The organism is Pseudomonas sp. PD9R (assembly GCF_019200975.1).
Classification (GTDB): Bacteria; Pseudomonadota; Gammaproteobacteria; order Pseudomonadales; family Pseudomonadaceae; genus Aquipseudomonas.
Genome location: NZ_JAHTMR010000013.1, coordinates 204,342 through 214,502, shown reverse-complemented (window position 1 = coordinate 214,502; position 10,161 = coordinate 204,342). Strand labels below are relative to the sequence as shown.

The 10,161-nt window shown below is 57.7% G+C and carries 9 protein-coding genes and 1 riboswitch; of the genes, 5 read left to right on the top strand and 4 right to left on the bottom strand.

Annotated features, from left to right (window positions below; all coding sequences use genetic code 11):
* The 3 genes from KUF73_RS23420 to KUF73_RS23410 all read left to right on the top strand — a co-directional run.
* A partial coding sequence (locus tag KUF73_RS23420; RefSeq protein ID WP_305516113.1) for a group II intron maturase-specific domain-containing protein occupies positions 1 to 425 on the top strand: 425 nt, incomplete at its 5' end.
* Positions 426 to 767: 342 nt separating this feature from the next.
* Positions 768 to 1,319 carry a cytochrome b gene (locus KUF73_RS23415; protein WP_218440382.1) on the top strand — a complete coding sequence of 184 codons (552 nt, stop codon included), beginning with the start codon at positions 768 to 770 and terminating at the stop codon, positions 1,317 to 1,319.
* 32 nt (positions 1,320 to 1,351) lie between these two features.
* The gene (locus KUF73_RS23410; protein ID WP_218440381.1) at positions 1,352 to 1,945 is read left to right on the top strand and encodes a YceI family protein; all 594 of its coding nucleotides are present in this window, start codon (positions 1,352 to 1,354) and stop codon (positions 1,943 to 1,945) included.
* A gap of 234 nt (positions 1,946 to 2,179) precedes the next feature.
* On the opposite strand, the gene KUF73_RS23405 is transcribed toward KUF73_RS23410, so the two are convergent.
* From KUF73_RS23405 to ahcY, 4 genes are all read right to left on the bottom strand, one after another.
* A complete protein-coding gene (locus tag KUF73_RS23405; protein WP_218440380.1) occupies positions 2,180 to 4,057 on the bottom strand; it encodes a DEAD/DEAH box helicase in 1,878 nt (625 codons plus the stop codon).
* 222 nt (positions 4,058 to 4,279) lie between these two features.
* Positions 4,280 to 5,113, bottom strand: coding sequence for an ABC transporter substrate-binding protein (locus tag KUF73_RS23400; RefSeq protein WP_218440379.1), 834 nt, complete (start codon positions 5,111 to 5,113; stop codon positions 4,280 to 4,282).
* 197 nt (positions 5,114 to 5,310) lie between these two features.
* Positions 5,311 to 6,156, bottom strand: a complete 846-nt coding sequence (gene metF, locus KUF73_RS23395) for a methylenetetrahydrofolate reductase [NAD(P)H] (RefSeq protein ID WP_218440378.1) — start codon at positions 6,154 to 6,156, stop codon at positions 5,311 to 5,313.
* 210 nt (positions 6,157 to 6,366) lie between these two features.
* Positions 6,367 to 7,776, bottom strand: coding sequence for an adenosylhomocysteinase (gene ahcY / locus KUF73_RS23390; protein WP_218440377.1), 1,410 nt, complete (start codon positions 7,774 to 7,776; stop codon positions 6,367 to 6,369).
* 23 nt (positions 7,777 to 7,799) lie between these two features.
* Positions 7,800 to 7,902, bottom strand: a riboswitch (S-adenosyl-L-homocysteine riboswitch).
* A gap of 198 nt (positions 7,903 to 8,100) precedes the next feature.
* On the opposite strand from ahcY, the gene KUF73_RS23385 reads away from it, so the two are divergent.
* Positions 8,101 to 8,505, top strand: coding sequence for an acyl-CoA thioesterase (locus tag KUF73_RS23385; RefSeq protein WP_218440376.1), 405 nt, complete (start codon positions 8,101 to 8,103; stop codon positions 8,503 to 8,505).
* A gap of 146 nt (positions 8,506 to 8,651) precedes the next feature.
* A complete protein-coding gene (locus tag KUF73_RS23380) occupies positions 8,652 to 9,530 on the top strand; it encodes a formate/nitrite transporter family protein (protein ID WP_218440375.1) in 879 nt (292 codons plus the stop codon).
* Positions 9,531 to 10,161: the final 631 nt, after the last annotated feature.

Sequence of the window (10,161 nt, the reverse complement as noted above, 5' to 3'; positions counted from 1 at the left end):
GGCTAAGAGTGGCGACAATGAGTTTGGGTCGTTTACGCGACCGACTCAGAGACTTGCTGCGCGGAGCGCGGGGCCAGAAGATGGCGAATATCATCGAACGGATAAACCCTGTACTGCGCGGTTGGTCGGGTTACTTCAAACTCAGTCAGGGCAAGCGACCGCTTGAGGAGCTGGACGGTTGGGTGCGTCGTAAGCTGCGCTGTGTCATCTGGCGCCAATGGAAGCAGCCCTCGACGAGGTCACGCAACTTGATGCGCTTGGGGTTTAGCGAAGCGCGCGCCTGTAAATCAGCCTTCAACGGCAGAGGCCCATGGTGGAACTCGGGGGCGTCTCATGTGAATCAGGCGTTACCGAAGAAACTGTGGGATCGACTCGGGTTGGTCTCGATACTGGATACGATAAACCGGCTTAACCGCATAGCCTGAACCGCCGTATACGGAACCGTATGTACGGTGGTGTGAGAGGACGGCGGATGTAAATCCGCCTCCTACTCGATCCTGTAACTAACCTGTAGGAGCAAGCTCGCTCCTACAAGGGGCAGCGTTCGCTCAAATGAAAGAAATTGAAAGCGAGCAGTGAATAAATCCAGTGATGAGGGTGTTATCAAATTGAGCTACATTTTTTTCCGATAATTGGCCTTTAATCTTTTCTTAACGCACCACTTACAGACTCTTGATCGTATTTTTCGATATTTCAGAGCGAAATTTTTCGCTTTAATTCGATAGATAAGTCGATAGTCTTGGGCCAGCACTTACAGGATCTAGGCAATGCAGCTACGTAACTCTACTTCTCGCTACGGCTGGGTCAGCATCTTTCTGCATTGGGGCGTGGCATTGGCCGTATTTGGTCTATTCGCCCTGGGCCTGTGGATGGTCGATCTGGGTTACTACGACCCTTGGCGTAAAGCCGGGCCGGATATTCACAAGAGCATCGGGCTGATTCTGCTGGCGTTTATGGTATTGCGCGTGTTGTGGCGTTTTATCAGTCCACCACCGCCGACGTTGACTAGCTATAGCCGCATGACGCGCCTCGGCGCCAAGTTCGGGCATGGTTTTCTGTATCTCTGTTTGTTCGCTGTGATGATTGCCGGTTACCTGATTTCCACCTCAGAGGGTGTCGGAATTCCGGTGTTTGACTGGTTTGAAGTGCCTGCACTGGTTTCCGGGCTGCCGGACCAGGCAGATAACGCCGGTGCAATTCACCTCTACCTGGCGTGGACGCTGGTAATTTTTTCCGGCCTCCATGCGTTGGCAGCATTGAAGCACCACTTTATCGACCGTGATGTGACCCTCAAGCGAATGCTGGGTCGCAAAGCCTGAAGTTCAACCTCGACTCCCAAGGAAAACAAAGCATGTTGAAAAAGACTCTCGCCGCGCTGGCAATCGGTTCCGCGCTGCTGTCCGCTAACGTGATGGCTGCCGACTATGTTGTCGACAAAACAGGCCAGCACGCCTTCGTTGATTTCAAGATCAGCCACCTGGGCTACAGCTACATCACCGGTACTTTCAAAGATATCGACGGCAAGTTCAGCTTCGACGCTGCCAAGCCTGAAGACAGCAAGATCGAGTTCAACGTGAACACCGCCAGCGTCTTCACTAACAACGCTGAGCGCGACAAGCACATCTCCAGCAAAGACTTCCTGAAAGCGGCTGATTTCCCTAAAGCTACTTTCAAGTCCACCAGTGTTAAAACCACCGGCAAAAACGCTGACGGTAAAGTCACTGCCGACGTGACCGGCGACCTGACAATTGCTGGCGTAACCAAGCCCGTCGTGGTCAAGGCCACCTTCCTGGGTGAAGGCAAGGATCCATGGGGCGGCTACCGTGCAGGCTTCGAGGGCACTACCAGCATCAAGCGTACTGATTTCGGCAAGATGATGGACCTGGGTCCACAGTCTGACGCTGTTGATTTGTATGTGACGTTTGAAGGTGTTCAAGCGAAATAACATTCGCGCCCGGCCCAAAAAAACGCCCCTGATCTTGTGATCAGGGGCGTTTTTTGTTGGCCAACATACAACTCATGTAGGAGCTGCCGAAGGCTGCGATCTTTTGATTTTGATTTTATAAAACCAAGATCAAAAGATCGCAGCCTTCGGCAGCTCCTACATGAGCGGATCGCAGCGACAAACAAAAATGCCCCGGACCTTTCGGTCCGGGGCATTTTTTATTGCAGCGATAACTCAGCGATTGCGGGTCAGCAATGCCGGTTTTTCACCGCGAGGGCGGCTTGGCAGTTGATCCAGCTGCTCGGGCGTCGGGAAGCGGTCAGCCTTCGACTCCTTGTGCATGATCTTCGGCGCCGGGCCACGCGGGTTCTGCACGGCCGGTTCCGAAAGAGGCTTGTCATCACGGGCCGGACGGCGGTTGCGCGAGTCTTCGCGACGGGCCTGGCCGTCACGTGGCGCACCATTACGTGGGCCACTGCGTTTGGCTGGCGGCGTGCCGGTGCTGGCGCCATCGCTACTGCGTGGACCGCTCTGGCGACCTTGTGGCTTGCCGCCACGGGGTGCGCCCGAACCGGCAGCCGTGCCTTGTGCCGGAGCACCCGGACGGCGGCCACGGCCCTGAGCCGGTTTAGCTTGAGGCACGTAGTCGACGCGGTTACCGAAGTTATCGACATCATCGTCGAGGAACTCGTCCGGAGCACGGTCAGCAGCGGCGCGCGGCGGCTGGCTTGGCTGACGTTGTTCACGGGCCGGGGTGCCTTCGCGTGGTTTCTGTTGACGGGCTGGACGCTCGCCACGCTCGCCGGCTGCGGGTTTTTCCTTGCCCTTGTCCTTGCCCTTGTCTTTACGACCGCCGCCGCCGCCACCGCCACCGTTCGGACCATCGCCGCGCGGGCCACGTGGGTTGCGCGGGTTACGCACATCCGGACGCTCGCGAACTTCTGGTTTCTCGGCTTCTACGGCGCTCGAATCGAAGCCCATCAGGTTGCCGTCGGCAATCTTCTGCTTGGTCATGCGCTCGATGCTTTTCAGCAGTTTTTCTTCGTCCGGCGCGACCAGGGAGATCGCTTCGCCCGAACGACCGGCACGGCCAGTACGGCCGATACGGTGCACGTAGTCTTCGTCGACGTTCGGCAGTTCGAAGTTGACCACATGTGGCAACTGGTCGATGTCCAGGCCGCGGGCGGCGATGTCGGTGGCGACCAGGATACGCACTTCACCGGCCTTGAAGTCGGCCAGGGCTTTGGTGCGAGCGTTCTGGCTCTTGTTGCCGTGGATCGCGACGGCGCTGAGGCCGTGTTTGTCCAGGTACTCGGCCAGGCGGTTGGCGCCGTGCTTGGTGCGGGTGAACACCAGGACCTGTTCCCAGGCACCAGCAGTGATCAGATGTGCCAGCAACGAACGCTTGTGACTGGCTGGCAGGCGGAATACGCGCTGTTCGATGCGCTCGACCGTGGTGTTCGGCGGCGTGACTTCGATGCGTTCCGGGTTGTGCAGCAGCTTGCCGGCGAGGTCGGTGATGTCCTTGGAGAAGGTCGCCGAGAACAGCAGGTTCTGGCGCTTGGCCGGCAGACGGGCCAGGACCTTTTTCACGTCATGGACGAAGCCCATGTCGAGCATGCGGTCGGCTTCGTCCAGCACGAGGATTTCCACGTGGGACAAATCGACGCTGCCTTGGCCGGCGAGGTCGAGCAAGCGACCAGGGCAGGCTACCAGCACGTCGACGCCACGGGACATAGCCTGAACCTGTGGGTTCATGCCGACGCCGCCGAAGATGCAGGCACTGACAAACTTCAGGTCACGGGCATAGACCTTGAAGCTTTCATGCACTTGCGCCGCGAGTTCGCGAGTAGGGGTCAGGACCAGTACGCGCGGTTGGCGCGGGCCGTGACGCTGGGATTTGTCCGGGTGACCGTTGGGGAACAACCGCTCCAGGATCGGAAGGGCGAAACCGCCGGTTTTACCAGTACCTGTCTGTGCCGCGACCATCAGGTCGCGACCTTGCAACACGGCGGGAATGGCCCGCTGTTGCACCGGAGTAGGCTCGGTATAGCCCGCTGCCTCGATGGCGCGGACTAAAGCCTCGGAGAGACCGAGGGAAGCAAAGGACATGAGTAATCCTGTTTTAGTTAGGGCTTGGCCCAATGGGAGTCTTGCCTGGCGCGAATCGCGTTTAAGAGGACGCAATCCCGTCCGGTCCTGCTGGGTTTCGAAAGCTCGTCTGGAGCGCTCGCGCGGGCTTGAAAGCTGCGCTGTAGCGGGGTCGAGATGCCTTGAACGATTCCGAGCGTCCGGGCGTGAGCCTGGCGGGAAGGCCGGAGTATAACAGAGCAATCACTGCGCGCCGCTTTCCTGCTGCTCAACGGTTTTTGCCGTGATAGCGGTGGCCCTTGCTGCACTCGCTGCACTCGCTGCGCTTGCAGCGTTGGCCGGGTCGGTGCCGTAGCGGGCGCTCAGCTCTGCATAGGCTGGCTCGCGTTTGAATCGCTTGAGTTCGGCACCGAAACGCTGCACCAGCAAATCCATGCCGGCGTTGCGGCGTACCGCCAGAAACTGGCTCTGTTGGCTGATGACGGTGGGGTTTTCGGTGATCTTGTCACGGATGTTCAGTTCGTCGAGCAAATGCTGGCCGACACGGCGGTCGGTGATGAGCAGGTCGATCCGTCCGCGCACCAGTTTGCCGAAGTTGGCTTCATGGCTCGGTGCTGGTTCACGGGTAAACAGTGTCGAATCTCTGAAGTCCTGGCTGTACAGGTAGCCCGGCGAAGTCCCGATGGTCAGGCCACGCAGTTCTTCGAGACTGCGAAACGGGTGAGGGTGCTCATTGGCGTAGAACATCACGAATTGCACTTCCGACAGCGGTTCGCTGGGATAGAGCAGGGTCGCGTCGCGTTCATCGCTATGAAAAATGTCCAGCGCGCCATCCGCCTGGCCGGTGTCGAGCATCGACAGGCAGCGTTTCCATGGCAGGAATTGCCATTCCACTTCGATGCCCAGGCGCTTGAAGACAATCGCGGTGGTTTCGTAGTCCAGCCCCAGTGATTTGCCGTTTTCCTCATACACGTAAGGTGCCCACGGTTCCGTGACAATGCGCAGTTTCTCGCCCTGAGCGGCAAAGCTCAGGCAAGTGAAGACAAGCGCGGCGATTAACTGCGTGATCAAAGGCATGGGCTGAGATTACGACGAGAAACGTGAAAGAGCCAGAAACGGGATCCAGAAGCTCTATCTCCGTGTGTTGCATCACAATAAAAGCGTGCTGAGAGCAAAAGAACGCAGCCTCGTTTCACTCGACAGCTCCTACAGAGAACGCAATCCCCTGTAGGAGCTGTCGAGTGAAGCGAGGCTGCGATCTCGTGATCTTGCTTCTAGCGTGGCAACTTCAGGTTGTTCCACACCGCCAGGCTCGCTTCGGCCTGATTCAGTGTGTAGAAGTGCAGCCCTGGCGCGCCACCTTGCAGCAGGCGTTCGCACATCTCGGTGATGACTTGCCCACCAAAGCCTTGAATGCTCTGGGTGTCATCGCCGTAGGCTTCCAGCTGCTTGCGAATCCAGCGCGGAATTTCCGCACCGCAGGCGTCGGAGAAACGCGCAAGCTTGCTGTAGTTGGTGATTGGCATGATGCCCGGCACGATCGGGATATTCACGCCCAGCGCCCGTACACGCTCAACGAAGTAGAAGTAGCTGTCGGCGTTGAAGAAGTACTGGGTGATCGCACTGTCGGCACCGGCGTTGGCCTTGCGCACGAAGTTGGCGATATCGTCTTCGAAATTACGTGCCTGCGGATGCATTTCCGGGTAAGCAGCGACTTCGATGTGGAAATGATCACCGGTCTCTTCACGAATGAATTCGACCAGGTCATTGGCGTGGCGCATTTCACCGCTGGCCATGCCCATACCCGAAGGCAGGTCACCGCGCAGGGCAACGATACGCTTGATGCCGGCGGACTTGTATTGGCTCAGCAGGCCGCGCAAGTCGTCCTTGCTGTCGCCCACGCAAGACAGATGCGGTGCGGCAGGAACTTTAACTTCGCTTTCGAGCTGCAATACGGTGTTGAGGGTTCGATCACGGGTCGAACCGCCAGCGCCGTAGGTGCAGGAGAAAAAATCGGGGTTGTACGTGGCCAGCTGACGAGCAGTGGCGAGCAGCTTTTCATGCCCAGCGTCGGTCTTCGTTGGGAAGAACTCGAAACTGTAGCGACGATCTTGGGACATGGTCTATACCCTTGGAAACACGTAAGCCGGACGCGTGCCCCGTGTAGGAGCTGCCGCAGGCTGCGATCTTTTGATCTTGATCTTCTAAAAGGCAAGATCAAAAGATCGCAGCCTGCGGCAGCTCCTACAGAAGACGGTCAGTCAGCACCGTTCATATAGAAGCCGGTCAGACCGCACCGATCAATAGAAAGGGCGGTCAGTCAGTGCCGATCAGTAGCGATAAGCGTGCGGCTTGAACGGACCTTCGACAGTCACGCCGATGTAGTCGGCCTGGGTCTTGGTCAGTTGAGTCACAACGCCGCCGAAACCGCGGACCATTTCCAGGGCCACTTCTTCGTCGAGTTTCTTCGGCAGTACTTCAACAGTCAGACGCTCGGCTTTTTGGGCTGGCGACAGGTCAGCGTACTTTTGACCGAACAGGAAGATTTGCGCCAGAACCTGGTTGGCGAACGAACCGTCCATGATGCGGCTTGGGTGACCGGTGGCGTTACCCAGGTTAACCAGACGGCCTTCGGCCAGCAGGATCAGGTAGTCGTCGTTCTGGGCATCGAATGCGCCAGCGCCGGTGCGGTGGATCTTGTGAACCTGTGGCTTCACTTCTTCCCATGCCCAGTTCTTGCGCATGAAGGCGGTGTCGATTTCGTTGTCGAAGTGGCCGATGTTGCAGACAACAGCGCGCTTCTTCAGGGCTTTGAGCATGTTCGAGTCGCAAACATTGACGTTACCGGTGGTGGTCACGATCAGGTCGATCTTGCCCAGCAGTGCCTTGTCGATGCTTTCTTCGGTGCCGGTGTTGATACCGTCGATGAACGGCGAAACCAGTTCGAAACCGTCCATGCAGGCTTGCATGGCGCAGATCGGGTCGACTTCGGAGACTTTAACGATCATGCCTTCCTGACGCAGGGACTGAGCGGAGCCCTTGCCCACGTCACCGTAACCGATGACCAGCGCTTGTTTGCCGGACAGCAGGTGGTCGGTACCGCGCTTGATCGCATCGTTCAGGCTGTGACGGCAGCCGTACTTGTTGTCGTTCTTGCTCTTGGTCACCGAGTCGTTGACGTTGATGGCCGGGATTTTCAGCTCGCCCTTGGCCAGCATGTCCAGCAGGCGGTGTACGCCAGTGGTGGTTTCTTCAGTCACGCCGTGAACGCGGGTCAGTACGGCCGGGTATTTCTTGTGCAGCAGCTCGGTCAGGTCGCCGCCGTCGTCGAGGATCATGTTGGCATCCCAAGGCGCGCCATCTTTCAGGATGGTTTGCTCCAGGCACCACTCGTACTCTTCTTCGGTTTCGCCTTTCCAGGCGAAAACCGGGATACCGGCAGCAGCGATAGCGGCAGCGGCCTGGTCTTGAGTCGAGAAAATGTTGCAGGACGACCAGCGTACTTCGGCACCCAGGGCAACCAGGGTTTCGATCAGCACGGCAGTCTGAATGGTCATGTGGATGCAGCCGAGGATCTTGGCGCCTTTGAGCGGTTGCTCACCGGCGTACTTGCGGCGCAGACCCATCAGGGCTGGCATTTCGGATTCGGCGATGATGGTTTCGCGACGGCCCCAGGCGGCCAAGGACATGTCGGCAACTTTGTAATCGGTAAAATCTGCAGGCGTGATAACAGCGCTCATGATGAGCCTCCATTCGTAATGTATGCGAATGGGCGCCGTTGTGCGTTTAGTGTCCGGCTGATCACAGCCAGGCAACGCCCCATCCGAGCCTGACAGGTTGAACCTGCTGCAGCGCCCCTCGGACAGGTGGCGGGAAAACGGTATCAATTGATGATGACCGTTTTGAAACGGTGGCGATTATAGCCGTGTGAGCGATACTTCCAAAGCGTTTCTGTTGGTCAATCTCTGAACGGTAATCGAGACCATAGTCGAAGCGTAATAGAGCTCTAGGTCGGGCTCTGCCATGATGGTCACCATCATTCGGCAAGACGCTCAGGAGTGAATATGAATTTCCACACCCGCAAATGGGTTAAACCCGAAGACCTTAACCCCAATGGCACCCTGTTCGGCGGCAGCCTGCTGCGCTGGATCGACGAAGAAGCGGCAATTTACGCCATCGTCCAGTTGGGCAACCAGCGCGTGGTCACCAAGTACATTTCCGAGATCAACTTCGTCAGCGCCTCGCGCCAGGGTGACATCATCGAACTGGGCATCACTGCCACCGAATTCGGTCGCACCTCGATCACGCTGACGTGCGAAGTGCGCAACAAGATCACCCGCAAAAGCATTCTGACGGTGGAGAAGATGGTCTTCGTCAACCTGGGTGAAGACGGCTTGCCCGCGCCACACGGCCGGACCGAAATCAAATACGTCAAAGACCAGTTCCAGGAAGACGCCAGCGTCGAATAACACGAGACCTGTAGGAGCTGCCGCAGGCTGCGATCTTTTGATTTTGTTTTTGAAGATCAAAAGATCGCCGCCTGCGGCAGCTCACACAGAACGTATTCGCAGCGGCGCAGGTCGTAGCTAGATGACCCGCCACCGGTGCGCACGCCATGAACTCGGCAAAAGACGGCAAAACCCCCGACCTTTCGGCCAAAGAGCAGCACGAGGTCGAAAAGAGTCAGCCACCGCGCGCGGCGGTGCTGCACGAAATCATCCGTACCCAAGGCGATCAGGAGCTTGAGCGCAGCGTCGCGGCGCTGTGGTGGTCGGCGCTGGCCGCCGGCCTGACGATGGGGTTGTCGCTGATGGGCATGGGTTTGCTCAATTCCCGTCTGCCGGACGGCGAAGGTTTCAAGGTGATCGCCAGTTTCGGCTACTGCGCCGGTTTTCTCGCGGTGATTCTCGCCCGCCAGCAACTCTTCACTGAAAACACCCTGACCGCCGTGCTGCCGATCATGAGCAAACCTACGCTGGCCAATTTCGGTCGCTTGCTGCGGCTGTGGACCGTGGTGCTGGTCGGTAATCTCTGTGGCACGCTGCTGGTGGCTTACGTCATGCTCGAGCTGCCGATATTTGACAGCAAGACCGACGTGGCTTTTCTTGATATCGGCCGCAAGGTTATGGAAAACCATGCCAGCCAGATGTTCGCCAAGGGCATCATCTCAGGCTGGATGATCGCGACCATGGTCTGGATGATCCCGTCCATGGAGAGCGCCAAGATGTGGATCATCATCCTCATTACCTACTTCATGGCGCTCGGGGATTTCACTCATATCGTGGTGGGCTCGGCCGAGGTCTCGTATCTGGTGTTTGCCGGCGAACTGCCGTGGAAGGATTTCTGGCTGGTGTTTGCCGGGCCGACGCTGGCGGGGAACATCATCGGCGGCAGTTTTATCTTCGCGCTGATCAGTCATGCGCAGATTCGCAGTGAGTCCGGCGCGCCGAAAGATAAGGGAAACGAAACTGAGCCGGGGTCTGACGAACACTAGCCGGACGAGGCATCAAAGCTCGACCGAACGGGTTATCAGCCAGGAATCAGCCATGCCCGTGCTTGATCGACAGTTGTCGAGTTGAAAGGACGCATCGAGTTCGGGAAGTTCCGCGAGACATAATGATCGGCAATCCGATTGAGTACAGCGTTGTAACCACTGGCGCTCGCGGTTTCTCGCAGGTCAGCGATTGCCTTGGATCGACAACCCTCAATCGGTCAATGAGTGCACCAGCGTTTCTGTCTGGCCTCGACCTGTTTCCATTGACCCTTTCATGAAGTCACCCCAGTTATGGTCGATCAAACCTGTCAGTGCGCCCTGTGCGGTATTTTCGAGGAGGGTCGACGAATTGCGTGAGGGCGTTTGGAAGTGGGCGGAACTGATCACGATGGACTCTTCCTTTGCGTGCGGCTGTGGAAGCAGCACGTTAGGAGAGTCGAGAGCCCGTGAGAGCACGGTGTATCAATTGGGACCACAAGTGCTAAAGGGCTTGGTGTAGAGCTTGCTCATGGGCTGAAAGGCTCTGTTTTGAGCCTTTCAGGTTGGCCAGAGTCCGTCGATCGACGGTCTGAAGAAAATTCACACAACGGGCGTCCAGAATGCCTCGCAGGCCAAGGCCGATTTTCTGACT